The organism is Salinimicrobium sp. TIG7-5_MAKvit (assembly GCF_049569215.1).
Classification (GTDB): domain Bacteria; phylum Bacteroidota; class Bacteroidia; order Flavobacteriales; family Flavobacteriaceae; genus Salinimicrobium; species Salinimicrobium profundisediminis.
On sequence record NZ_CP145903.1, the window covers coordinates 239712 to 263551 of the forward strand.

Here is a 23840-nt window from a genome sequence, read left to right on the forward strand (position 1 = left end):
CGGTCAACCCTATTCAGGACTCCACAGCTCCTGAACCTTGAACCATAAACGTTGAACATTAAACCTTGAACATTAAACCTTGAACTTTGAGCCTTGAACCTTAAACACTTAACTCGGTGGTATTTTTAACGGGGCTTATTACAAAAGTACTTTGGGTACTGCCAATGTGTTGCAGGGTGGTGAGCTTGTTGAGCATAAACTCCCGGTAAGCCTCCATATCCTTCACCATTACCTTCAGAATATAATCATATTCGCCGCTCACGTGAAAAACCTCAAGCACCTCGGGCAGTTTGGTAACCTGGCTTTCAAAGCCGGTAACATTCCCTTTGGTATGCTGCACCAGTTTGATGTGGCAAAAAGCCGTAAAGGAACGCTCCACTTTTTCGGGTCTTACAAGAGCTACGTATTTGGAAATTACCCCGGCGCGTTCCAGTTTTCTTATCCGTTCATAAACAGCAGTAACCGAAAGCCCCAGTTTGCCGGCCAGTTCTTTGTTGGTCTTTTTTGAATTCTCCTGCAGTAAAGCCAGCAGTTTTTTATCGGTGGGATCGCTAATCATTCCGTTATTTTTTCCTGAAATAATGTATATAAACAAATATATCTGAAATATTATCTAAAAATACCATTTTTGGCAGATAAATATTCTATATAATAGTATCATCATTGATTTTATTTCTGAAATTTCTTTTCTTTGGATAGAATAAAAACATAAACATCATGAAATTCAAACCGGCAGATAAGATACAGGACCTACAGTACTTTGGAGAATTTGGAGGGGTAAACCCCAGTATTTCCGATTCTTCTACTTACACGTTCCTTTCAGCAAAGACTATGTTTGACACCTTTGAAGGTAACGCCGAAGGTTGTTATTTATATTCCCGTCACTCCTCCCCTTCCAATTTATATTTGGGCGAAGCACTTGCGGCTATGGAAGGCACCGAAGCTGCAAACGTCGCAGCTAGTGGAATGGGCGCTATCACCCCGGTTTTATTGCAACTGTGCCAGGCAGGAGATCACATCATTTCCAGCCGCACCATTTACGGCGGAACCTACGCTTTTCTTAAAAACTTTGCTCCAAGGCTGAACATCACTACTTCTTTTGTTGATATCACCAATTTAGAAAAGGTAGAAGCTGCAATAACCAAAGACACCAGGGTAATTTACTGTGAAGCCGTAAGTAACCCTTTACTGGAAGTAGCCGATCTTAACGGACTTTCAGAAATAGCAAAAAAACACGGACTTAAATTCGTGGTAGACAACACTTTCTCGCCCCTGGCCATCTCCCCTGCAACTATGGGTGCCGATGTGGTGATTCACAGCCTTACCAAATTCATTAACGGCTCCAGCGATACTGTTGGCGGCGTGGTTTGCGGAACCCAGGAATTTATCAACGAACTTAGAAGTGTGAACGATGGTGCCAGTATGCTGCTGGGCCCAACGATGGATTCTATGCGGGCTGCTTCTATTTTAAAGAACCTGCGTACCCTGCACATCAGGATGAAACAACACAGTCACAATGCCCTTTTCCTTGCCGAAAAATTTGAGCAGGACGGCCTTAGAACTGTATATCCCGGCCTAAAAAGCCATCCGGGGCATGAGATGTACAAAAGCATGATGAACAAGGAGTACGGTTACGGCGGAATGTTGGTTGTAGATGCCGGTTCCCTTGATAAAGCCAATGCCCTTATGGAAATGATGCAGGAAAAAAACCTGGGCTACCTCGCAGTAAGCCTCGGGTTCTACAAAACCCTGTTTAGTGCCCCCGGAACCTCAACTTCTTCGGAAATTCCTGAAGAAGAGCAAAAAGAAATGGGACTTTCTGACGGAATTATAAGATTCTCTATTGGTCTTGACAATGATGTTGAGCGCACTTACAGGATGATGAGGGAATGCATGGAAAAAGTGGGTATCCTGAAACCTTCGGAAGCAGCAACAAACTAAATAGCGCTTTAGAATACTTCCGAAGTAAATATCTTAGGAAATAATATTTTCATATAAGGTTCCAAAAATGCCATTTTTGGAACCTTATATTTTATCAACATATAGTCTTAAAGCGAGTTTGAATCTTTATATTTGTGAGGTTTTGCCGGTGAGACAGGTGACCGCACATACGGTGACCCTCATCATATAATGACCGACATTTTTGTCACATTTTTGTTTTAAATAAATTTTCATGATAGAGATTAACAGGTACATAGATCACACTATTCTCAAACCAACAGCTACCAGTGAGGATATTGTGGAGGTATGTAAAGAAGCTAAAGAGTACAATTTTTTTTCGGTTTGCGTGAACAGCGGCTTTGTACCTCTTGCTAAAAAAGAACTTGAAGGAACTGATGTAAAAGTTTGTACGGTGGTTGGTTTTCCTTTGGGAGCTATGTCTACTGCCGCTAAAGTATTTGAGACCCAACAAGCACTCAAAGATGGCGCTGAAGAGGTTGACATGGTGATCAATATTGGGGAACTGAAGTCTAAAAACTTTAAACAAGTAGAAGAAGAGATCGCCGAAATTAAAAAGACCGTAGGTGACAAGGTTCTCAAAGTAATTATTGAAACATGCTACCTCACCCCTCAGGAAATTGTTTTGGCCAGCGAAATTGCTGTAAAAGCAAAAGCCGATTTTGTAAAAACCTCTACCGGATTTGGCAATGACGGCGCCCGACTCGAAAATATTGAGTTAATGAAAAAAGCTGTTGAAGGAAAGGCAAAATTAAAAGCATCGGGAGGTATAAAGAACCTTGATACCGCTTTGTCTTTCATTGAAGCAGGAGTAGAAAGAATAGGAACTTCTTCGGGAATATCAATTGTAAAGGAATTAAAAAAATGAGCATACACATTGGCGCCAAAAAAGGCGATATAGCAGAAACAGTTTTATTACCAGGAGATCCATTAAGAGCAAAATGGATTGCAGAAACTTATCTTGAAGACGTAAATTGTTACAACCAGGTACGCAACATGTTTGGGTACACAGGTACTTATAAAGGACGAAAGATTTCGGTTCAGGGGACCGGGATGGGTGTGCCTTCAATTTCCATTTATGCGCACGAATTGATCAATGAATTTGGTGTAAAAAACCTCATTAGGGTTGGTAGCGCCGGGTCTTATCAAAAAAGTGTGAAGCTTCGCGATATCGTTATTGCTATGGCGGCTTCATCAACTTCAGGGATCAACCAGTACAGGTTCCAGGGAGCCGATTTTGCACCAACTGCAAGTTTCAGTCTTTTTCAGCAGGCAATTGAAAAGGCTAAAGAGAAGAATATTGAAGTAAAGGCAGGAAATGTACTTACCAGTGATGAATTCTATGCCGATGAATTTGAATCTTATCAAATGTGGTCTAATTTCGGGGTGCTTTGTGTAGAAATGGAATCATCGGGCTTGTATACAATTGCAGCTAAACACGGGGTAAACGCCCTTTCTCTTCTTACGATATCTGACTCTTTGGTGACGAAAGAAAAGACCACTACCGAAGAACGCGAAAGCACTTTTAAAGGAATGGTGGAAATTGCACTTGAATTAGGATAGAATATCCCATATAACTAAACAGAAGCGGAAATTTCAGAATGAAGTTTCCGCTTTTTTATTTTAACTGCAGATTGTTCAGAAGCTATACAAATTGGTATTTTCTGTTCAAAAGGGTATTTTCATAGCCAAGTATTGAAGTCTCACCTTTTGACTTTTAACGAAAAATCGTAACATTACGCATTCAAAAATTTACACCCCCTTAAATGGAAGACGAAAAATTCATCAAAGACACAAAAGTTCTTGAAAATCGTGAGTTGAATATTTGGGAAGCCTTGTTTCCTGTATTTGCCTTAGTTGGAATGCTGGCGTACAACGTTTTTGTTTATGGAGACGACTCCCTTAGCGGTTCTAACCAGTTCATCCTTCTATTGGGAGCAGCGGTTGCAGCAATAGTTGGAATGTTCAACAAGGTGAAATTCGACACCATGATTGAGGAGGTGGCCAATAATATTAAATCTACCACCGGTGCAATCCTTATCCTCCTTATGGTAGGTTCTTTGGCAGGTACATGGCTTATTAGTGGAATTATCCCCACGATGATCTACTACGGATTACAAATACTCAATCCTACCATTTTCCTGGCAGCAACCGTGGTCATTTGTTCGGTAATCTCTGTGGCCACCGGAAGTAGCTGGACCACTTCTGCGACTGTAGGTATTGCCCTTATTGGAATTGCCGAAGCACTAGGAATCTCGGTAGGCATGACTGCCGGTGCAATACTTTCGGGTGCATATTTTGGGGATAAGATGTCGCCCCTTAGTGATACCACTAACCTCGCCCCTGCCATGGCCGGGACAGATCTATTTACTCACATACGATACATGACCCTCACGACGGTACCCACCATAGCGATCACTATTATTGTTTTCATTATTCTTGGATTCACAGTAGAACCATCGGGAACTGCAGATACAAGCGCCATTCTGGCGTCTATTGACAGCGCGTTTAATATCAGCCCCTGGCTGTTTGCAGTACCTGTACTGGTGATTGTACTCATCGTCATGAAAACGTCTCCCCTCATCGCCCTGCTTCTTGGGACGCTGCTGGGTGCTGCTGCAGCATTGATCTTTCAGCCAGAGGTGGTAACTGCCGTATCTGGTTATGAGCATCTTTCGTTTGAAGCCGCTTATGTGGGACTCATGAATTCAATAACCATAGACACTTCAATCACTACAGATAACGCCCAACTCAACGATCTTTTCTCTTCAGGAGGAATGTATGGAATGCTGGGGACCATTTGGCTTATCATCTGCGCCATGGTCTTTGGCGGGATCATGGATGCCATTGGCGCTCTTGCTACTATTAGTAAAGCCCTTCTTAACCTGTTCCATACTACTTTCGGGCTTTTTGCCAGCACCGTCTTTAGCTGTATTACGCTTAACGCCACAGCATCTGACCAGTATTTGGCTATTGTGGTACCGGGAAAAATGTTTGCCAAAGCTTACCGCGATAAAGGCCTGGCACCAGAGAACCTTAGTAGGTCGTTAGAAGATTCGGGTACCGTTACCTCTGTACTTATTCCGTGGAATACCTGTGGTGCTTATCACAGCGGGGTGCTTGGTGTGCCGGTAGCTTCTTACTTCGTTTATGCTATTTTTAACTACCTGAGCCCATTCATGACCTTATTCTATGCAGCTTTCAACTTTAAAATAAGACAGCTGGCAGACAAAGCAACAGCTCAATAACAATAAGTTATACAAAAAGAATAATAGCATTAGAAAAACCTATAACAAAATAAAAAATAAAGATTTGCGGCCTTAGTAGGGCCGGTCTTTGTTTTTATCTTTGCACTCGAATTAAATCAATAATAAAAACTTATAATACTATGGCATTAGTAGGAAAAAAATTTCCAAACTTAGAAGTAAACGCTATGAATGATATGGGTGATACTTTTAAGATCAACGTATTCGAAGAAGCTAAAAATAACGGTAAAAAAGTTTTGCTTTTTTGGTACCCAAAAGATTTCACCTTTGTTTGCCCTACAGAACTACACGCATTTCAGGAAGCTCTTGCTGAGTTTGAAAAAAGAAATGTAATGGTAATTGGTGCTTCATGTGATACTCCAGAGGTTCACTTTGCCTGGTTAAATACTCCAAAAGACGACGGAGGAATTGAAGGTGTTACCTACCCAATCCTTGCTGACTCTAACAGGAACCTTGCTAACCAACTTGGCATTCTTGACATTACAAACGAGAGCTACAACGAAGAAACCGGTATCTACACTGTAGAAGGTGATAACGTAACTTACCGTGCTACTTACCTTATTGACGAAGAAGGAACAGTATTCCACGAAGGTATTAACCACATGCCTCTTGGTAGAAACGTAAAAGAATTCATCCGTTTGATCGATGCTTACACTCACGTACAGGAAAAAGGTGAGGTTTGTCCTGCAAATTGGGAAGAAGGAAAAGATGCCATGAGTGCAAACCGTAAGGGAGTAGCATCTTACCTAAGCTCTAACTAAAAACGCATTACAATGAGAGAATTGACTGAAGATAATTTGGCTGAAGTAGTTGCCGATAATGAAACTGTAGTTGTACAGTACATGGCCGGATGGTGCGGTAACTGCAGGGTGATGAAGCCCAAGTTCAAGAAGCTTGCTGCCGAAAATGAAAACGCAACTTTTCTCCTGGTTGATGCCGAAAAGAATCCTGAATCCAGGAAAATGGCCAAAGTAGACAATTTGCCAACTTTTGCCACTTTTAAAAACGGTGCATTTGTAAACCAGGTGCAAACTAACAAATTTGAACTTTTAAAAGACCTAGTTAATGAAGTTACCAGTAATTAGACACCTGCAAAAGAACAACGATAAAGAAAAACTTGAAAACACGCTTGAAGTTTTAGAATCGTTCTGCGACCACAGGTCGGTGAGTGAGGAAGAAATGGATGTGATTGGAGAGTTGATCAGCAACATTTGCGGTGCTCTTGAAGTTCAGAATATGATAGATGAAGGAATGCCCGAAAGAGATGCGGCAAACAACTTCATGAAAAAAGTGTTGAGTTCTATAGATAAATAGACCCGCACAATACATAGATAATAAAGGCTGTCTCTCGTTTTTGAGGCAGCCTTTTTGTTTTATGACAATTTTAGTAAAATACCATCCCCAAAATTTTAATTTTAGTAGCTCAACCTAAGAAAAGTCGATATGTCACAAATAACGCATAAAGGAAAACCTATTACTACTTATGGCCACCTGCCCGAAAAAGGGGAAAGAGCTCCGCATTTTGAATTATTAAAATCAGACCTCAGCGTTGCCACCCTTCAGGATTTTAAGGGTAAGCGGGTGATCATGAATATATTCCCAAGTATTGACACCAATGTTTGCGCCACCTCGGTGAACAACTTTAGTGAACGTGCAGCCGATCTTGAGAACGTGGTGGTACTAAATATTTCCCGCGACCTGCCATTTGCCCAGGAGCGGTTCAGGAAAGTCAATGAAATTTCGAACGGAATAAACCTTTCAGACTTCAGGGAACGCAACTTCGGAAAAGATTACGGCCTCGAGATTATAGATGGCCCTATGGAAGGATTATTGTCGCGCGTAGTTATTGTGCTCGATGAGAACGGAAAGATTCTCCACACCGAACAGGTAGATAAGATTGAAGATGAGCCTAACTACCTGGAAGCTCTTAAACCCTTGCTATAATGTATAATTTCATCACCGGCCGAATCAAAGGAGGTGGTTATGCAATAAAAGGTGCGTGGCTGCTACTGCGCCATGAACCCAGTATCCAGGTGCAGTTTGTTATTGCCGTGATTATGACCATTGCGGGGTTTTTCTTCGGAATTACCCCGACTGAATGGGTCATGCAAATCTTTGCCATTGGGCTGGTAATGGCCACCGAAGGTGTAAACACTGCCATTGAAAACATTGCCGACTTTGTACATGCCGATTATCATGTAAAAATAGGACGCATAAAAGACGTTGCGGCAGGAGCTGTTTTCTTTGCCGCCATAGCAGCCGTGGCAGTTGGGCTCATTATATATATTCCCTATATCTTTTATACCGTCTAGACTTATCGAATTTCATTTAAGCTGAAAGCGTAGGCAATTAACCTCTCACACCCCGATACCTTCCAAAAATGGCATTTTTGAGAAACATTTTTTAGAGGGTCGGGATTAAAGCAAGGCTTATTCGGTGATCTGCCGCTAACAAAACTTCTTTAAAATAGATTTTACCTTTTCTTTATATTAGCTGGCACTAATTTGTATTTTTGCGCCCAAACCTTCAGTTCTACTATGGCTAAAAGAAAAGCTGTCAAAAAATCTTCTTCAAAATCCTCTTTTTCGAAGTCCTCGTTAAGGCTTTCCCCTAAGGGAAAGGTGCTATTGGGAAGCTTTTTGATCTTTTTTGGGCTGGCGCTGTTAATTGCCTTTACCTCTTTTCTTTTTAACTGGCAGGTAGATCAAAGTACCCTTTCACAGCTAGGCAACCGTGAAGTTGAAACTAAAAACCTCCTCAGCAAGTTCGGGGCCGCTATAAGCAACTTCTTTATTTATGAGGGCTTTGGTATTGCAGCCTTTGCATTTGCTTTTCTCACCATTACCACGGGGATCTACTACTTTATGAGCCTAAACAAAAAAGCTTTGTTCCGGTTTTGGTTCTGGGGCCTTCTGGTGATGATATGGGTTTCGGTTTTCCTGGGATTCTTTGCTGAATCTAATGCCCTGCTTGGTGGTACCGTGGGTTACGAAATAAATGATTACCTTCAGGATTACCTGGGCTTTACCGGTACGGTACTCCTGCTTTCATTCTTGTTCATCGCATACCTGGTGATAAGGCTTAAAATTACTCCCGAAAAGTTGATTTCAGCTTTAAAAAGAACTAAAGAAAATATTTCAGAAGATTTCCAGACTTCTTCTTCTGTTTCTGAAGACTTCGGATCAAGAAATACTTCAGAAGCAACCAAACCGGCACCCCAACAAAAACAGGCAGAACAGCCAAAGCCTGCAACGCCTGAAGCAGAAAAACCAACACCTCCACAACCCGCTCCCGAAAAAGTTGTAATCCGTTCAGAAGAAAACCCCGATGACGTGGCGATGGAAGTTGAAACGGCGCACGAGGAAGAAGAACTTGACGATAACCTGAGCCGTAAACTGGTAGAAGATTATGGCGAGTTTGACCCAACTCTTGAACTTAAAAATTACCAGTTCCCTACCATTGAACTTCTCAAAGATCACAACGCCAATGGCGGCGGTATTACCATTAACCAGGAAGAACTGGAGGAGAACAAGAACAGGATTGTTGATACCCTCAAAAATTACAAAATTGATATTGCGCAAATCAAGGCTACAGTTGGCCCTACCGTGACGTTATACGAGATCATCCCCGAGGCAGGAATAAGGATTTCGAAGATCAAGAGCCTTGAAGATGATATTGCACTTTCCCTTTCAGCTTTAGGTATTAGGATCATTGCTCCAATTCCGGGAAAGGGAACTATTGGTATTGAAGTTCCAAATAAGAATTCCACCATGGTTTCCATGAGAAGCGTAATTGCCTCCCCCCGCTTTCAAAATGCCGAAATGGAACTGCCAATGGCTTTGGGTAAAACGATATCGAACGAGACCTTTGTGGTTGACCTTGCTAAAATGCCTCACCTGCTTATGGCAGGAGCTACAGGACAGGGGAAATCTGTTGGGCTTAACGCTATACTTACATCACTTCTTTACAGCAAGCATCCTGCAGAGGTGAAGTTTATCCTGGTAGATCCAAAAAAGGTAGAATTAACGCTCTTTAATAAAATAGAAAGACATTACCTCGCGAAGCTTCCCGATACCGACGAAGCTATAATTACAGATAATACCAAGGTGATCAATACCCTCAATTCGTTGTGTATTGAGATGGACAACCGGTACGAGTTGCTAAAAAACGCCATGGTAAGGAACATAAAAGAATACAATGTAAAGTTCAAGGCTAGAAAACTGAACCCCGAGAACGGCCACAAATTTTTGCCTTATATTGTACTGGTGGTAGACGAATTTGCCGATCTTATTATGACGGCCGGTAAAGAAGTTGAAGCTCCAATAGCAAGACTGGCCCAGTTGGCTCGGGCTATTGGGATACATTTGATCATTGCTACCCAGCGGCCTTCTGTGAACGTAATTACGGGGATCATCAAAGCAAACTTTCCTGCCCGTATAGCTTTCAGGGTAACTTCAAAGATAGATTCACGTACTATTCTCGACAGCCAGGGGGCCGATCAACTTATTGGAAAGGGAGATATGCTATTCACCCAGGGCAACACCCTGCTCAGGTTACAATGTGCTTTTGTTGACACTCCCGAGGTAGATAAGATCACCGAATTCATTGGATCGCAAAAGGCTTATGCCGATGCTTATCACCTCCCCGAGTACAGTGGAGAGGAAAGTGGCACATCTCTTGATATTGACGTAAGCGACCGGGACAACCTCTTCCGCGAAGCTGCCGAAGTCATAGTGATCGCACAACAGGGATCGGCATCTTTACTTCAGAGAAAGCTGAAACTGGGGTATAACCGCGCAGGCAGGATCATTGATCAACTGGAGGCAGCCGGAGTCGTGGGACCCTTTGAGGGCAGCAAGGCACGACAAGTACTGGTGCAGGATCTGGAAGGCCTGAACCAGCTGTTAAATGAAGAATAGTATAACCACATAAGAAAATGAAAAAAATAATTTTAGTAGTAGCGGCAATAATGACTTTTATGGCAGGAAATGCCCAATCGTCTAAAGAAGCCAAACAATTGCTCAGCGAAGTTTCCTCGAAGGTAGAATCTTATAAAAACATAGTCATTGAGTTCAAATATGGACTTGAAAATACTGCCGAGAATGTAAAGCACGAAACCCGTGGAGATGTAAGCCTTGAAGGTGAAAAATACCTGCTCAACATTATGGGCACCACCCGGTTATTTGACGGGGCAAAATTGTACACCATCATCCCCGAAGATGAAGAAATTAATATTTCCTCTCATAATCCGGAGGACGACCAGGATATTAGTCCGTCTAAAATGCTGACCTTTTACAACAACGGGTACAAAACAGAAATGGGCCCAGTACAGGATCTTAAGGGACGTAAAATTCAGTATGTGAAGCTTACACCTATAGATTCCAACGCCGAGATTAAAGAAATCCACCTTGGCATTGACAAACAAACAAAGCACATCTATAACATGATCCAAACGCAGGACAATGGCACTAAAATCACTATTACAGTAAACAGTTTCAAGACCAATCAACCCCTGCCCCAGTCACTGTTCCAGTTTAAAGAAAGCAGGTATAAAGACTATTATATTAACCGGTTAGACTAAGTAATTGAAAATACTAGACAGGTACATACTTACCAGCTACCTAAGAACGTTCTTTTCGGTCTTTGTAATACTCATGTTCATATTTGTATTACAAACCATCTGGCTGTACATTGGGGAGCTGGCAGGTAAAGACCTCGATGCCGAGGTCATCTTTAAATTCCTGTTATACTTTAGTCCGAAGCTGGTACCGCTGGTACTACCGCTTACCATTCTGCTTACTTCCATCATGACCTTTGGGAATTTTGCCGAAAATTATGAATTCGCAGCAATGAAATCGGCAGGAATATCTTTACAGCGGGCAATGCGGCCACTTACTTTTTTCATCTTACTGGTAAGTATTACCGCCTTTTTCTTTTCCAATAATGTGATTCCTGCTGCCGAGTATAAATCTATAAACCTGAGAAGGAACATTGCCCAGTTAAAGCCCGCAATGGCTATTTCTGAAGGAGTATTTAACGACCTGGGCCAGATCAATATTAAAGTTGAAGAAAAATCGGGAGAACGAGGCCAGTATCTTAAAGATGTCATCATCCATAAAAAGAACGAGCGCCGCCCCGGAAATTACACCGTAATAAAAGCTACGGAAGGAGAATTGGTAGGAAGCACAGGCTCAAATGTTTTAAGTTTGATCCTGAAGGATGGTAACTACTACGATGAGATTATTCCCGATTCACCTCGCGACAGGCAGAAAAAGCCTTTTGCAAAAAGCTATTTTGAAGAGTACGTGATCAACATGGATCTTTCAGGGTTTAACGACATAGACCTTGATGAGGAGAACTACAGCAACTCCCATAATATGCTAAAGATCTCAGAACTCACCCGAACTATAGATTCTTTTTCTACTTCCTATAATGAGGATCTGGAATCTTTTTCACGAAATATGTACAGCCGCACAGGGGTCGAAAATCTCAAGAGAGAAAACACTGCCACAGAAGATACGGTTATTGAACCCGAAAAAGGAATTTTACCACTCTATGAAACCCATGAGGCCTCGCAGATTGTTAATCTCGCGCTGGGCAATGTAAATGGTGCACTGGTTACGGTGGTTGGTAAGCGTACAGAACTATTACAGGCTTCAAAACGCCTTAATAAATTTGAGATCGCCCTTCACGAGAAGTATGTACTTGGCTTTGCCTGTATTGTTCTTTTCTTTGTAGGTGCGCCACTGGGAGCCATCATTAGAAAAGGAGGAATGGGATTGCCCATGGTAATAGCCGTGCTGCTGTTCCTTACCTATCACTTTATTGGGATCTTTGCAAAGAACAGTGCCGAAGAAGGGCAGATTAGTCCATTTCTGGGAACCTGGCTTTCTACGCTTATTATGCTCCCTTTAGGAATATTTCTCACCTATAGAGCAACTACAGACCAAGGATTATTCAGCTTTAGCATTCTCTTTGAGCCTATTAAAAAGTTGCTGAAAAGAACGCACATTATGGGTCGTTCCCAAAAGGATTAATATCTTTACCGGCAATAATACTGCACATCTATGATTACTGAAACTTCCTTTCAACTACATACTATTAAAGAAGCTATTGATGACATTAGAGCCGGTAAGGTGATCATTGTTGTTGACGATGAAGATCGTGAAAATGAAGGAGATTTTCTGGCTGCTGCTTCCAAAGTAACCCCCGAAATGATCAACTTTATGGCTACTCATGGGCGGGGTCTCATTTGCGCCCCTATTACCGAGAAGCGTTGTAAAGAGCTGCAACTTGAAATGATGGTTGGCAACAGCACAGATCCTATGGAAACTGCTTTTACTATTTCTGTAGATCTTAAGGGGAAAGGAGTAACCACAGGAATTTCGGCATCAGACAGAGCAGAGACTGTAAAAGCCCTTATTGATCCCGACACCAAACCTTTCGACCTTAGTCGTCCCGGACATATTTTTCCGCTTAAAGCTAAAGAAGGAGGCGTATTAAGACGTACAGGCCATACCGAAGCTGCTATTGACTTTGCAAGGCTGGCAGGCTTTCCTCCTGCCGGGGTTATTGTAGAGATCATGAATGAAGACGGCTCTATGGCACGGCTACCGCAGCTCCTGGAGGTAGCTAAAAAATTTGACCTTAAGGTAGTGTCTATTGAAGATCTTGTAGCTTATAGGATGCAGCACGATTCTCTTATTACCAAAAAGGAAGATTTTGATATCAACACCCGCTTTGGAACATTTAGGTTAAGAGCTTACCAACAAACTACAAATAAGCAGGTGCATATTGCACTTACCAAAGGCGCCTGGAAATCTTCAGATCCGGTGCTGGTACGCATGAATTCAACGCTCGTCAATAATGACATTTTAGGCACCCTTACAAACGATGCCGACAAGAAGCTAGATTACATGTTCAAGGCGATAAACGAGGAAGGAAAAGGAGCCATTGTCTTTATTAACCAGGAAAGCCAGTCCCTCAATTTACTTAAAAGACTTGGCGAGCTTAAAGACCTTCAAAAAATGGGAGAAATGAAAGCCCCTCCCCTTGTGATGGATTCTAAAGACTTCGGAATTGGAGCACAGATCCTTCATGATCTTGAAATCCACAAACTCCGCCTCTTATCTAATACAAAACAGACAAAACGTGTGGGAATGATAGGATACGGACTCGAAATTATCGAGTACGTAAAATATTAAATTTCAATAACAGTATCTTCCAGAGGTCTTCTCACTTTTTTAAGGGAGGCAAAAAGATCATCTTCGGCACGGTAACCTACAGGTAAGGCAAGAACTGCTTCAAGGCCGTATTTCTCAAGCTCAAGGATCTTGTTGTATTCTTGCGGTTCAAAACCTTCCATGGGGCAGGAATCGATTTTTTCTACTGCACAAACGGTGAGCAAAGTACCAAGTACAAGATAAGCCTGGTGAGTGGCCCATATTTTCACTTCGCTAACAGGCTTTTGTTCAAAATCTCCTACCAGTGACTCTTTAAAGGGATGCAGTATCTCATCAGGAGTTTTTCGCACATCCTGAACCGTCTTAAAGTAGTTTTCAATAAAAGCTTTGTTCACGGTACGCTCAATGCAAATAACCAGCACATGAGATGCGGTGTTTACCTGCTGTTGATTGTAAGAGGCTTTCATCAGCTTCTCCTGCACATCCTTATTTTGCACCATCACCAATCTAAGGGGCTGGAGCCCGTAAGAGGTAGCAGTCAGGTTAAAAGCATTTTTAAGTAATTCTATCTTCCCGGCCGGAAGTAGTCTTTCAGGATCAAATTTCTTTGCTGCGTATCGCCACTTTAGTGCATCAACACTTTCCATATCTAAAATTTTCACAAAGATACATCCCTCAAACAGAGGCTGCAAATGAAGAGTGTGGTAAGAAAGAAAGGGGGAAGAGGTTCTAGAATCAGTCGCGTTTCCGCTCTCTTTTGTCACGGTATAAGTTGTAGACCTTTCGAATCAAGAAAGCACTGACCAATAAAACTCCCAGGATCTCGAGTCCCAATATCAAATAAAATAACCCCATATAGTAATGTTTTGTTGAGTCTCGTTGAATCCAAAAAGCCAAATGTACCTTAAAGCACTGTTAAAGGTTGCCGTTATTAGCACAACCTATACAACTTATAACACAACTTTAAATACATAATTTTAGAAAATCAGGTATTTTTAAGATAAATCCTTTACAATTTTTTTAAAGATTACATTATCCGAAAAGGATTTGTTAGAGTAAATTAAAAATATATTGAAGACCAAAAAGAAAAAACCATTAGATGGAAATTTTTGTAAAAGCTCTTCCTGTTGAAGAGATTATTGAAAGCTTATCCAAACAATTTAGAACTCCACTTAAAAAAGACGCGGGAGAACTCACCATAGAACTTCCTGAAAAGCTTGGGCAGGGTTTCATTAGAGGAACCAGTTTTGATTCGGGTGTAGGGATCATTGAATACAATGTAACCTTTTACAAGGATATGGAGATCCATTTCACTATTAACCAGACACACCCTTTAAAGTTCATATTTTGTTCTGAAGGCAGGGTAAACCACGCCTTTGAAGAAAACGAAGACATTCATACCATAGACACCTACCAAAACGTGATCGTATCCAGTAGCGGGTACAACGGCCATGTGCTTTATTTTAAAGCCAATGAGACCTCGCATGTTTTTAGCCTGGAGATCATTCGGGCAGAATTTAATAAAAGAAAGAACTTTGGGTATAAAGATATCAGCCCACGCCTGGAGCAGCTGTTTAAAGATGACGTAGCCCAGGAGCTTTTCTTCTACCAGGGTAATTACAGCATTCAAGCTGCCGATATTGTAGAAGACATCGCTAAAAAAGATCATACCGGATTTTTGCGTTTCATCTTTTTAGAAGGTAAAGCCTATGAGATGCTTACCAAACAAATAAGCCAGTTCATAGACGATCAGCAAAACGACAACAAATCTACCATGCTTAGAAGAAGCGATGTAGAAAAAGTCAAAAGAGCTGTAGACGTGATCAATCAGGATCTCAATAAGAATTATTCTGTTGATGAGCTGGCCAAAGAAGTAGGAACCAATGTAAATAAATTACAGGAAGGTTTCAGGTACATGTTCAACCTCACTGTGAATAAATATGTACAACAGGTAAAGCTCGAAGCTGCAAAAGAAATGCTTAGTGAATCAGATCAAAATATTTCACAAATTGTTGGCCAGATTGGGCTCAACAACCGAAGCTATTTTTCAAAGATATTCAAAGAAAAATATGGTGTAAGCCCCAAGTACTTTCTAAATAACAAATTCAACGAAAGCGAAAACAGTACTGAAAATGAGGAAGACGAAGTTGAGGACGGGAAAAATTAACCCGAAAGTGCATCAATGGCCTTTTCTATATCAATCCCTTTTTCAAGCACAGCTTTAAATAGATCTGGCTTTTCCTGAATCCTGGCCGGCATGGTTTTGATGGTAAAATCTTTCATGTCAAGGCCAGGTTGTACTTCATGCCACTCAAGCGGCGCCGAAACCGTCGCTCCCGGTTTGGGACGGGCACAATATGGGGCAGCAAGGGTCTGCCCTTTTCTGTTCTGAAGAAAATCAAGGTAAATCTTGCCTTTCCGCTTTTTTACATTGCGCTCCATTGAGGTGAGACCGGGAAGTTTCTCCTGAATAAAATAGCACAAAATCTTCGTGAAATCCCGAGCTTCGTCATAAGTATATTTCGCGCCCAGCGGAATATAAATATGTATCCCGCTTGATCCTGAAGTCTTGGGGTATCCAGGTATTTTTGCCTTATCGAGAATTTCTTTCGCTGCCTGTGCAACTTCTATCACCTGCTCAAAAGTGTTTTTTTCTGAAGGGTCTATGTCAATTACTGTAAAATCTGGGTGAAGTAGGTTCTGCACCCTCGAGTTCCACGGATTGATCTCGATACATCCCAAATTAGCCATGTAAATTAGGCTGGCTTCATTCTGGCACATGATGTACTCCAATTCGCGGTTGTTGTGCTTTGAAAATACTTTGGTAGATTCCAGCCAGTGTGGGAAAATACCCGCTGTATCTTTCTGATAGAACCCCTCTTCCAAAATGCCGTTGGGATGCCGGTGTAGATTCTGCGGCCTGTCCTTCAAAAATGGCAAAATCGCATCACTTATTTGTAGGTAATATTCTATGAGATCGTATTTTCTCAATCCCGACTTTGGCCAGTAAACCTTATCGAGATTGCTAATGGGAACAGATATTCCTCCAATCTCCAGCGTGTTCTCTTCCTTTTTTGCTGCGGGCTTGTGCTTAGGAACCCGGGCTGTTTTTTCCTTTGTTATCTCCTTCGGAAGTTTCTCCATCCGCAGGCCTTTAAAAGAAGGATGTCGCATATGTCCGCTACGGGTCCATTCAGAAAAAGTGACTTCACAGATCAATTCCGGAGTAAGCCAGGTGGGCTTTCGTCCTTTTAATGAAGGCTTCTTCTTAAAAGGCATGGCGCTGGTCACCATCTTCTGGAGTTTATCGTAAAGCTCCTTTTTATCATCCTCACTAAAACCCGTGCCGCAGTTGCCAATATAAACCAGCTCTTCATCGCGGTGCATCCCCAAAATCAGAGATCCAAACGGTCCTCCTTTATCTGAATCTGTGTACCCGCAAATCAATGCTTCCTGGGTTTCAAAAGCTTTTATCTTCAGCCATTTATCACTCCTGGAACCGGGAAGGTACTGGGAATCGGCTTTTTTGGCAATCACGCCTTCCATTCCCATTTCCACTGCCTGCTCAAAAAAGGCTTTTCCCATGCTCTCTACATGATCACAGTAATATACCTGCGGAATATCTTCTATCACCTCCTGTATTAAACTTTTTCTTTCGGAAAGTGGCAGGTGCATAATATTGTGCCCGTTAAGGTGCAACAGGTCAAAAACGTAATATCTCAACTCTCCTGAAGGTGCTTTCTGGTAATTCTGAAGTTTTTGAAAAACAGGTTTTCCGCTCTCATCAAGCGCTACTATTTCCCCATCAAGCACCGCATCATGCGGAATATTCTTTAACTGCTCATAAATCTCCCTGAATTTGGCTTTAAACGAAATACCATTCCTGGAGTACAGGTCTACCTTCCCTTTTTGGATATTGGCCAAAGCGCGATATCCATCCCACTTTAATTCAAAAATCCAGTTTGCCTTATTAAAGATTTCCTTTGCTTTTGTGGCAAGCATGGGCTTGATCAATTCATTTACTTCAAGCTGTTTTACCTTCTCTTTACTGGCGTGTTCACTAAGGTTTTCGGCGTCATAACTTAAATCTGTAGAAAAATCATCAGCCTTTTTGATAAGCAACCATTGATTGTCTTTTTCACCACCTCGCCGGGTATGCACCAGTGCAAAAGTTCCTTTTATTTTGGTGCCAAAAAAGGTAATTTTAAGGTCTCCTTTTTTCAGCATTTTAAGCAGGTCTTCTTCCTCTCCGCCATCAGATGCCTCATAAGTACCTTCATCCCAAATACTCATCTCCCCTGCTCCATAATTCCCTTTGGGGATTGTTCCTTTAAAAGTGAGGTATTTTATGGGATGGTCTTCGGTCATGATTGCCAGGCGCTTATCGGCAGGGTTCATAGATGGGCCTTTGGGTACGGCCCAACTCTTTAGTACGCCTTCCATCTCCAGGCGCAGGTCGTAATGCAGGCGGGTTGCCCTGTGCCGCTGAATCACGAACCTTAACTTCCCTCCATTCTTTTCATAAGCAGCATCGGGTTCGGGAGTTTTCTGAAAATCTCTTTTTTTGATGTACTCGTCAAGTGCCATTAGGAAGCTTTAGTTTTTTTCTTCTTTTTATCAAGACTCGCCTTTAATTGCGCCATAAGATCGGTCGCAGGAGTGGCTTTTGACTCAAATTTTTTGGTTTTTGTTTTCTTACCGCCGCTCTTCGCTTTAATGATCTTTAAGAGTTGATCGTTATAGACATCTTTATACTTTTCAAAATCGAATTCTTCAGTATATTGTTCAATGAGCGATTTGGCCATATCAATTTCCTTTTTGGAAACTTTGGTGTCGGGAAGTTTTAGTTCGGTAGGGTCTCGTATCTCATCAGCAAACCTAATCACATGCAGCACGAGAGCATCTTTATATACCCCAACAAGGCTAAGGTTCTCTTTGGCGCGCATTACAAAAGTGGCCACGCCCAGCTTGCCGGTATCCTTCAAAGCAGCTTTTAGAAGATTATATGATTTCTCCCCATCCTTTTGAGGCTCCAGGAAATACGGCTTTTTAAAGAGCACATCGGCCACATCCTTTTCTTCAATGAATTCTTCAATATCTATGGTGCGGGATTTTTTCATATTGGCCTTATCAAAATCCTCTTTCTCCAGCACTATATAAGAGTCGTCTTTTAGGTAGCCCTTTACAATATCCTTCCACTCCACTTCTTCACCCGTCACTTCATTCACTCGTTTGTATCGTATCCTGGCGTGGTCATTCTTGTCGAGCATATCGAGATTGAGTTTTCTTTCTTCACTGCCCGAGTACATTTTAATAGGGATAGTCACTAAACCAAAACTTATTGAGCCGTTCCAGATTGACCTCATAATTTGAAGATTTTAATTGATATATTACAAGATACCCGATTTTCTATTTATACCCGAAGTATTAGCATTGTCTTAACGGGCTACACCCCCGCAAGCCATGATTGCGTTAAGATTTGAGAAAAAAACAGCTAAAGCTTTCTTAATCATTTTGTTGTAGGCTCAAAAAGAAACTAACTTAGGAATCCACGATTTTAAAACCATTGTAAAAGGCCGTAAAACAAAAGAAACAGAGATGAACAGACTGGAAAAAAAAGTAGCGATTGTAACCGGCGGAGCCACGGGAATTGGGGAAGCCATTTCTAAGAAATTTGCAGCCGAAGGCGCCGAAGTACTTGTGGTGGGTATGCCGCAAGACCCGGTAAAAGAAGTGATTAGTGACATCAAGAAATCTAAAGGAAAGGCCATAGGATATTCTGCCGATATTTCTTCGGAAGAAAATGCTAAAGATGCTGTAGAAACCGCCGTTAAACACTTCGGCCGTATAGACATTCTCATCAACAATGCAGGGGTTTATCCTGAAGTAAATACAATAGACCAATATTCTCCTGAAGCCTTTGATAATCTTCTGAAGAACAACCTGAGAACGGCATTTTTAATGACCAAATATGCCATTCCACATTTACAGAAGTCGCGGGGCTGCATTGTTTCAGCAGGATCGGAAGCAGGGAAAATTGGTATCCCCAGTGTCACGCCCTACGGTGGCACAAAAGGATTTATGCACGCCTTTATGAAAGGAGTCGCAGCCGAGCAGGCAAAGAACGGAATTAGGGCAAACTGTGTTGCTCCCGGCCCTATCGATACTGCGTGGACGCATAAAGAAACAAGTGATATCACCAAAAAGATAGAAAAACAAATGATGAGCGCCACGCCACTTGGCCGCCGCGGCACACCCGAAGAAATTGCCAATGTGTACCTTTTCATGGCATCCGATGAAGCTTCTTATGTTACCGGCGCCGTCTACTCTGCCGATGGAGGGATTACTATTGGAAAAGGGCCGGTTGGAGATGAAGTACCCACTAAATTAAAAAAAGAACCTAAAGGAAATCTAAAACTAAAGCACCAAATGGATGGTGCAACAAACATGCGATAAATTATGTCTCTAAAAGCAATATTTTTAAACTGTACCCTCAAAAAATCACCTGAAACCTCCAACACTTCTGCCTTTATCAAACAGGCCGAAAAGATCTTCACCAGTCTGGAGGTGGAAACCGAAGAAATCAGGGTCATAGACCACAATGTAAAATTCGGAAATACTTCTGATGAAGGGGAAGGCGATGACTGGCCAAAAATCCTGAAAAAGATCAAAGAGAGTGACATCATGATCCTCGCTACTCCAATCTGGAGGGGCGACCGCAGTGCCGTAGCTAAATTGGTAGCCGAAAGATTTGATGGCATTTGGAGCGAAGCCGATGAAGAGACGGGACAGTACCCTACTTTCAATAAAGTTGGTGGAGTTATGGTTGACGGTAATGAAGATGGTGCCAAAAAGGCCATTTCCAGCATTTGTTTTGACCTTTCTGAACACGGCTTTACAATTCCGGTAAATGCCTTTAGCTACTACGTAGGCAAGGCAGGCCCGGGTCCTGCTTATATCGAGGCCAATGGTGACCGGCATTTTTTCACCAACCGCAACCTCTATCATATGGTTCACAACCTGGTGCACGTGGCAAAAGTGCTTAAAGAAAAACCTTATCAAACCAACGTGAACGAGTTAAAAAAGCAAGCTGAAAAAGTAAGCGACACCGATAAATAATTACAAACCCAACATTAAAAACCAACCCATATGTTAAGCTGGCTAATACATATTATCATTGACGCCGCTGTGCTCATTATCGCAGCAAAAATGTTTCCCAAAGTAGAGCTCAAAGGCTGGAAAACCGCCCTTGTAGTGGCACTGCTTATTGGGGTTTTAAGCTTTTTCTTAAGCTGGATCCTTACGGCTGTGCTCAATATTGCCACTTTAGGAATCTTCTATTTCCTCGGATTAGGATTTATCACCAGGATCATCGCCTATGCGATCATCATCGAACTGGCCGATAAACTGAGTACCGGCTTCAAAACCCACGGTTTCATGCCTTCCTTATGGCTGGCAATAATTATAGCTGTAGTGGGCTCCCTTGTAGACTGGATAATTCTTTAAAATTTCTGCGGAATTTTTAAACTAAAATGAGGCTGTCTTAAAGCGCTAAAATCCTTCGGAAGTTATTTTCAAAGCTAAAAACCCTGAAATAATTTCAAAGCGACTGAAGAAGCATTTTTAAGACAGCCTCATTTTTTTATTTTGCCCGTTTTGCTCTTAGGTATTGATTAGGCCAATCTACATTGGCACCTAATGCGGCAGCGGCTTCCAGCGGAAAATAAGGATTCCGAAGTAATTCCCTGCCTAGCAGAATAATATCGGCCTGCTCCTGCTGCAGCACCTCTTCGGCTTCCTGTGGCGTGGTAATCAAACCAACTGCAGCCGACATGATCCCTGATTCTTTCTTTATTTTTTCTGAAAATGGCACCTGGTATTTCTTTGCTACCGGAATGCTCACCCCGGGCACAAGTCCGCCCGAAGAACAATCTATCACATCAACTCCTTCTTGTTTAAGCCGTTTTGCCAGCTCCACCGATTCCTCTTCATTCCAGCCTCCTGCAGCCCAATCGGTCGCAGAAATCCTCACAAATAGCGGGAGATCATCTGGCCAGTTTTCTTTCACGGCACGCGTAACTTCCAGCAAGAGCCTTATCCGGTTTTCAAAAGATCCGCCGTAGTTATCGGTTCTATGGTTACTTAACGGAGACAGGAATTGGTGCAGCAAATATCCATGAGCAGCATGAATTTCCAGCACTTTAAAGCCTGCCAAAAATGCCCTTTTTGAAGCCTCTTTAAAATCGGAGATCACTTTCTCGATTCCTTCGGAATTCAATGCTTCCGGCTCTGGGTTATCTTCATAAAAAGGAATTTCTGAGGGAGCAACCGGCTTCCATCCATCCTCATTTTCAAAAAGAAACTTCCCGCCCTGCCAGGGGCTGCTGGTAGAAGCTTTTCTCCCGGCATGAGCCAGCTGTATGCCCGGAACACTTCCCTGGCCCTCCAAAAATGCCGTTATTTCCTTCAGTTTTTCAATGTGTTCATCCTTCCAAATCCCAAGATCATCGGGCGTGATACGGGCTTCGGGAGAAACCGCGGTAGCTTCAGAAATTACAAATCCTGCCCCGCCGCTTGCACGGGTTCCCAGGTGTACAAGGTGCCAGTTATTGGCAAACCCGTCTTTGCTACTGTACATGCACATGGGAGAAACCCCAATTCGGTTTTTAAATGTTATAGATTTTATTTTGAGTGGCTCAAAGAGCCGGGGAGATTTACTGTTGTTCATATAAAGGGTGTTTTCCATCAAAAGTAGCAAAAACACTAGCGCCGGGTTAGCTGCTCTTATAGTAAATTAAGATCTATAGATCAGTCAAATTGATATGCTTCAGCAAAAGACCTTCAAAAATGCCATTTTTGAGACAATAGTTTTTAGGATAGATATTTTGCAATATCTTAGCTTGTAAGATTAAGCTATGCCTGCCAAACAAGTTTTCCCGCTGTCCAAGCTTACCGAAGCTATTGAGAATGTGATAAACAGTCATTGCAGCAAGGTGGTATGGGTAAAAGCCGAAATTGTAAAACTGAATCATTACCCCCACACCGGCCACTGCTACCCCGATCTTGTGGAGAAAAAAGACGGAAAGATCATCGCCGAACTCAGAGGTAATATCTGGAAATCTAACTTTGATCTTATCAATAACAAATTCAGAAATGTTTTAAATGAAGATCTTCGCGATGATATGACGGTTGTAGTACAGGCAACGGTCACCTTCCATTCGGTTTACGGGCTGGCGCTGAACATTCTTGACATAGACCCCGAATACACTTTGGGGGAACTGGCCAAACAACGTGCAGAGGCTATAAAAAAACTCATTGCCGAAGACATTTTTGACGCCAACAAAAAGCAGCGGCTGCCTCAACTTCCCAAGACCATTGCAATAATTTCGGTAAACAGCAGTAAAGGTTATCAGGATTTTATCAATGTTATTGAGAACAACCCCTGGGGTTATCAGTTTCAGTATAAACTTTTTCCTGCCATTTTACAGGGAGAAAGGGCTGTGACCACCATTACTGCGCAGTTAGAGAAAATAAAGCATCATAAAAAGCTCTTTGATGCCGTGGCTATTATTAGGGGAGGTGGCGGCGAAATAGGCCTTAGCTGCTACGATAATTACCAGCTGGCAAAGAAAATCGCCCAATTCCCAATCCCGGTATTAACCGGCATTGGACATTCCACCAACGAGACCGTTAGTGAACTTGTGAGTTACAAGAGTTTTATTACGCCCACAAAAATAGCTGAATTCCTTCTTCAGGAGTTTCACAATTTCTCCCAGCCCCTTAGGGAAAATATTCAGAAAATAACCGCCGGCGCAAACCTGCTTTTTGAGAGGCAGGAAACACAGCTCTCGCGGGTATCCACCTCCTTCGGTTTCTTGGCGAACAGGATAGTAGACCGGGAGAAGAACAGGCTCGCCTCCTTCAGGCAGACGATTACTTCAGAAAGTAAAGCTGTCATAAAATATGAAGCTGCAAATTTAAAGAACATCACTACTTCAGTAGAACTGCTGTCTCCAAAGAACATCATGAAGCGGGGTTTCAGCATTACCCGGAAAAACGGAAAGATCGTTAACAACTCGGCTGCGGTAGCACCGGGAGATCTTGTAGAAACCGAATTCTTTGAAGGAAAAGCTTCCGCAGAAATAAAAAATACCGAAAGTAAATAATGGGAACAAAGATCACATACACCGAAGCATTTACCGAATTACAGGAGATTGTAGGGGAAATGGAGAATGCCGAAATTGGCATTGACGAGCTCGATGCGAAGGTGAAACGCGCCTCTGCCCTGCTCAAAATTTGCAGGGAAAAACTCTATAAAACTGAACAAAATGTGCTTGAAACCCTCAAAGCCATAGACCCGCAATAAACTCATAACTATTGCCACACTGCGTTTTAAAATTTTATTTGTAATTTGCTAATTGCTTTAGAAATT

At 42.2% G+C, this 23840-nt stretch carries 24 protein-coding genes; 19 read left to right on the top strand and 5 right to left on the bottom strand.

From position 1 onward, the window contains the following. Nucleotides 1–100 precede the first annotated feature (100 nt). The gene (locus V5739_RS01110; protein WP_266068994.1) at nt 101–559 is read right to left on the bottom strand and encodes an Lrp/AsnC family transcriptional regulator; all 459 of its coding nucleotides are present in this window, start codon (nt 557–559) and stop codon (nt 101–103) included. 158 nt (nt 560–717) lie between these two features. On the opposite strand from V5739_RS01110, the gene V5739_RS01115 reads away from it, so the two are divergent. From V5739_RS01115 to ribB, 13 genes are all read left to right on the top strand, one after another. Continuing rightward, on the top strand, nt 718–1941 hold the full coding sequence (locus V5739_RS01115) for an aminotransferase class V-fold PLP-dependent enzyme (protein ID WP_423819322.1): 1224 nt from the start codon (nt 718–720) through the stop codon (nt 1939–1941). Between the two features lie 235 nt (nt 1942–2176). Next, complete coding sequence (gene deoC / locus V5739_RS01120) at nt 2177–2827, top strand: deoxyribose-phosphate aldolase (protein WP_423820427.1); 651 nt, start codon at nt 2177–2179, stop codon at nt 2825–2827. Next, entirely contained in the window at nt 2824–3522 is a 699-nt protein-coding gene (gene deoD, locus V5739_RS01125; RefSeq protein ID WP_266068996.1) for a purine-nucleoside phosphorylase, read from the top strand. Before deoC ends, deoD begins: the two co-directional genes overlap by 4 nt. A 203-nt stretch (nt 3523–3725) precedes the next feature. Beyond that, nucleotides 3726–5207, top strand: a complete 1482-nt coding sequence (gene nhaC / locus V5739_RS01130) for a Na+/H+ antiporter NhaC (RefSeq protein WP_423819323.1) — start codon at nt 3726–3728, stop codon at nt 5205–5207. Between the two features lie 140 nt (nt 5208–5347). Further along, a complete protein-coding gene (locus V5739_RS01135) occupies nt 5348–5986 on the top strand; it encodes a peroxiredoxin (RefSeq protein ID WP_266068998.1) in 639 nt (212 codons plus the stop codon). 12 nt (nt 5987–5998) lie between these two features. After that, nucleotides 5999–6310: a thioredoxin family protein gene (locus V5739_RS01140; RefSeq protein WP_266068999.1), complete on the top strand. Its 312-nt coding sequence runs from the start codon at nt 5999–6001 to the stop codon at nt 6308–6310. Further along, the gene (locus V5739_RS01145) at nt 6291–6539 is read left to right on the top strand and encodes a DUF6952 family protein (protein WP_266069000.1); all 249 of its coding nucleotides are present in this window, start codon (nt 6291–6293) and stop codon (nt 6537–6539) included. Before V5739_RS01140 ends, V5739_RS01145 begins: the two co-directional genes overlap by 20 nt. Before the next feature lie 129 nt (nt 6540–6668). Then, nucleotides 6669–7169 carry a thiol peroxidase gene (gene tpx / locus V5739_RS01150; protein WP_266069001.1) on the top strand — a complete coding sequence of 167 codons (501 nt, stop codon included), beginning with the start codon at nt 6669–6671 and terminating at the stop codon, nt 7167–7169. Continuing rightward, nucleotides 7169–7537: a diacylglycerol kinase gene (locus V5739_RS01155; RefSeq protein ID WP_266069002.1), complete on the top strand. Its 369-nt coding sequence runs from the start codon at nt 7169–7171 to the stop codon at nt 7535–7537. The genes tpx and V5739_RS01155 overlap by 1 nt, the downstream gene beginning before the upstream one ends. A gap of 225 nt (nt 7538–7762) precedes the next feature. Continuing rightward, nucleotides 7763–10144 (top strand): DNA translocase FtsK 4TM domain-containing protein, encoded by a 2382-nt coding sequence (locus V5739_RS01160; protein WP_423819324.1) that lies wholly within the window; start codon nt 7763–7765, stop codon nt 10142–10144. Nucleotides 10145–10161: 17 nt separating this feature from the next. After that, nucleotides 10162–10806, top strand: coding sequence for a LolA family protein (locus tag V5739_RS01165; RefSeq protein WP_423819325.1), 645 nt, complete (start codon nt 10162–10164; stop codon nt 10804–10806). Nucleotides 10807–10810: 4 nt separating this feature from the next. Beyond that, entirely contained in the window at nt 10811–12262 is a 1452-nt protein-coding gene (locus tag V5739_RS01170; RefSeq protein WP_266069006.1) for an LptF/LptG family permease, read from the top strand. A gap of 30 nt (nt 12263–12292) precedes the next feature. Further along, nucleotides 12293–13429: a 3,4-dihydroxy-2-butanone-4-phosphate synthase gene (ribB, locus tag V5739_RS01175; RefSeq protein WP_423819326.1), complete on the top strand. Its 1137-nt coding sequence runs from the start codon at nt 12293–12295 to the stop codon at nt 13427–13429. Here the strand turns inward: ribB and V5739_RS01180 are convergent. Next, entirely contained in the window at nt 13426–14055 is a 630-nt protein-coding gene (locus V5739_RS01180; RefSeq protein ID WP_423819327.1) for an NAD(P)H-dependent oxidoreductase, read from the bottom strand. The genes ribB and V5739_RS01180 overlap by 4 nt on opposite strands. Nucleotides 14056–14507: 452 nt before the next feature. On the opposite strand from V5739_RS01180, the gene V5739_RS01185 reads away from it, so the two are divergent. Next, entirely contained in the window at nt 14508–15575 is a 1068-nt protein-coding gene (locus tag V5739_RS01185; RefSeq protein WP_423819328.1) for a helix-turn-helix domain-containing protein, read from the top strand. Here the strand turns inward: V5739_RS01185 and ligD are convergent. Beyond that, nucleotides 15572–17995 (bottom strand): DNA ligase D, encoded by a 2424-nt coding sequence (ligD, locus tag V5739_RS01190; RefSeq protein WP_423819329.1) that lies wholly within the window; start codon nt 17993–17995, stop codon nt 15572–15574. The genes V5739_RS01185 and ligD overlap by 4 nt on opposite strands. Continuing rightward, nucleotides 17995–18774 (bottom strand): Ku protein, encoded by a 780-nt coding sequence (locus V5739_RS01195; protein ID WP_423819330.1) that lies wholly within the window; start codon nt 18772–18774, stop codon nt 17995–17997. The genes ligD and V5739_RS01195 overlap by 1 nt, the downstream gene beginning before the upstream one ends. Before the next feature lie 232 nt (nt 18775–19006). On the opposite strand from V5739_RS01195, the gene V5739_RS01200 reads away from it, so the two are divergent. Genes V5739_RS01200 through V5739_RS01210 form a run of 3 tightly spaced genes read left to right on the top strand, consistent with a single transcriptional unit; the run spans nt 19007 to nt 20914 of the window. After that, a complete protein-coding gene (locus V5739_RS01200) occupies nt 19007–19864 on the top strand; it encodes an SDR family NAD(P)-dependent oxidoreductase (protein WP_423819331.1) in 858 nt (285 codons plus the stop codon). Between the two features lie 3 nt (nt 19865–19867). After that, nucleotides 19868–20527, top strand: coding sequence for a flavodoxin family protein (locus V5739_RS01205; RefSeq protein ID WP_423819332.1), 660 nt, complete (start codon nt 19868–19870; stop codon nt 20525–20527). Nucleotides 20528–20557: 30 nt separating this feature from the next. Then, a complete protein-coding gene (locus V5739_RS01210) occupies nt 20558–20914 on the top strand; it encodes a phage holin family protein (RefSeq protein WP_423819333.1) in 357 nt (118 codons plus the stop codon). A gap of 136 nt (nt 20915–21050) precedes the next feature. Here V5739_RS01210 and V5739_RS01215 read toward each other — a convergent pair whose 3' ends face one another. Beyond that, a complete protein-coding gene (locus V5739_RS01215; protein ID WP_423819334.1) occupies nt 21051–22136 on the bottom strand; it encodes an NADH:flavin oxidoreductase/NADH oxidase in 1086 nt (361 codons plus the stop codon). Nucleotides 22137–22323: 187 nt separating this feature from the next. Between V5739_RS01215 and xseA the strand changes: the two genes are divergently transcribed. Beyond that, nucleotides 22324–23574 carry an exodeoxyribonuclease VII large subunit gene (gene xseA / locus V5739_RS01220; protein WP_423819335.1) on the top strand — a complete coding sequence of 417 codons (1251 nt, stop codon included), beginning with the start codon at nt 22324–22326 and terminating at the stop codon, nt 23572–23574. Further along, nucleotides 23574–23774 (top strand): exodeoxyribonuclease VII small subunit, encoded by a 201-nt coding sequence (gene xseB, locus V5739_RS01225; RefSeq protein ID WP_345598903.1) that lies wholly within the window; start codon nt 23574–23576, stop codon nt 23772–23774. Before xseA ends, xseB begins: the two co-directional genes overlap by 1 nt. Nucleotides 23775–23840 lie beyond the last annotated feature (66 nt).

Excerpts from the sequence above, each read along its gene's own strand:
- ligD (WP_423819329.1), bottom strand. The coding sequence starts at position 17,995 with ATGGCACTTGACGAGTACATCAAAAAAAGAGATTTTCAGAAAACTCCC.
- V5739_RS01180 (WP_423819327.1), bottom strand. The coding sequence starts at position 14,055 with ATGGAAAGTGTTGATGCACTAAAGTGGCGATACGCAGCAAAGAAATTT.
- V5739_RS01160 (WP_423819324.1), top strand. The coding sequence starts at position 7,763 with ATGGCTAAAAGAAAAGCTGTCAAAAAATCTTCTTCAAAATCCTCTTTT.
- V5739_RS01140 (WP_266068999.1), top strand. The coding sequence starts at position 5,999 with ATGAGAGAATTGACTGAAGATAATTTGGCTGAAGTAGTTGCCGATAAT.
- V5739_RS01200 (WP_423819331.1), top strand. The coding sequence starts at position 19,007 with ATGAACAGACTGGAAAAAAAAGTAGCGATTGTAACCGGCGGAGCCACG.
- V5739_RS01165 (WP_423819325.1), top strand. The coding sequence starts at position 10,162 with ATGAAAAAAATAATTTTAGTAGTAGCGGCAATAATGACTTTTATGGCA.
- V5739_RS01155 (WP_266069002.1), top strand. The coding sequence starts at position 7,169 with ATGTATAATTTCATCACCGGCCGAATCAAAGGAGGTGGTTATGCAATA.
- ribB (WP_423819326.1), top strand. The coding sequence starts at position 12,293 with ATGATTACTGAAACTTCCTTTCAACTACATACTATTAAAGAAGCTATT.
- V5739_RS01215 (WP_423819334.1), bottom strand. The coding sequence starts at position 22,136 with ATGAACAACAGTAAATCTCCCCGGCTCTTTGAGCCACTCAAAATAAAA.
- V5739_RS01210 (WP_423819333.1), top strand. The coding sequence starts at position 20,558 with ATGTTAAGCTGGCTAATACATATTATCATTGACGCCGCTGTGCTCATT.
- tpx (WP_266069001.1), top strand. The coding sequence starts at position 6,669 with ATGTCACAAATAACGCATAAAGGAAAACCTATTACTACTTATGGCCAC.
- V5739_RS01185 (WP_423819328.1), top strand. The coding sequence starts at position 14,508 with ATGGAAATTTTTGTAAAAGCTCTTCCTGTTGAAGAGATTATTGAAAGC.
- V5739_RS01205 (WP_423819332.1), top strand. The coding sequence starts at position 19,868 with ATGTCTCTAAAAGCAATATTTTTAAACTGTACCCTCAAAAAATCACCT.
- V5739_RS01145 (WP_266069000.1), top strand. The coding sequence starts at position 6,291 with ATGAAGTTACCAGTAATTAGACACCTGCAAAAGAACAACGATAAAGAA.
- V5739_RS01110 (WP_266068994.1), bottom strand. The coding sequence starts at position 559 with ATGATTAGCGATCCCACCGATAAAAAACTGCTGGCTTTACTGCAGGAG.
- deoD (WP_266068996.1), top strand. The coding sequence starts at position 2,824 with ATGAGCATACACATTGGCGCCAAAAAAGGCGATATAGCAGAAACAGTT.
- V5739_RS01115 (WP_423819322.1), top strand. The coding sequence starts at position 718 with ATGAAATTCAAACCGGCAGATAAGATACAGGACCTACAGTACTTTGGA.
- V5739_RS01135 (WP_266068998.1), top strand. The coding sequence starts at position 5,348 with ATGGCATTAGTAGGAAAAAAATTTCCAAACTTAGAAGTAAACGCTATG.
- V5739_RS01195 (WP_423819330.1), bottom strand. The coding sequence starts at position 18,774 with ATGAGGTCAATCTGGAACGGCTCAATAAGTTTTGGTTTAGTGACTATC.
- nhaC (WP_423819323.1), top strand. The coding sequence starts at position 3,726 with ATGGAAGACGAAAAATTCATCAAAGACACAAAAGTTCTTGAAAATCGT.
- xseA (WP_423819335.1), top strand. The coding sequence starts at position 22,324 with ATGCCTGCCAAACAAGTTTTCCCGCTGTCCAAGCTTACCGAAGCTATT.
- xseB (WP_345598903.1), top strand. The coding sequence starts at position 23,574 with ATGGGAACAAAGATCACATACACCGAAGCATTTACCGAATTACAGGAG.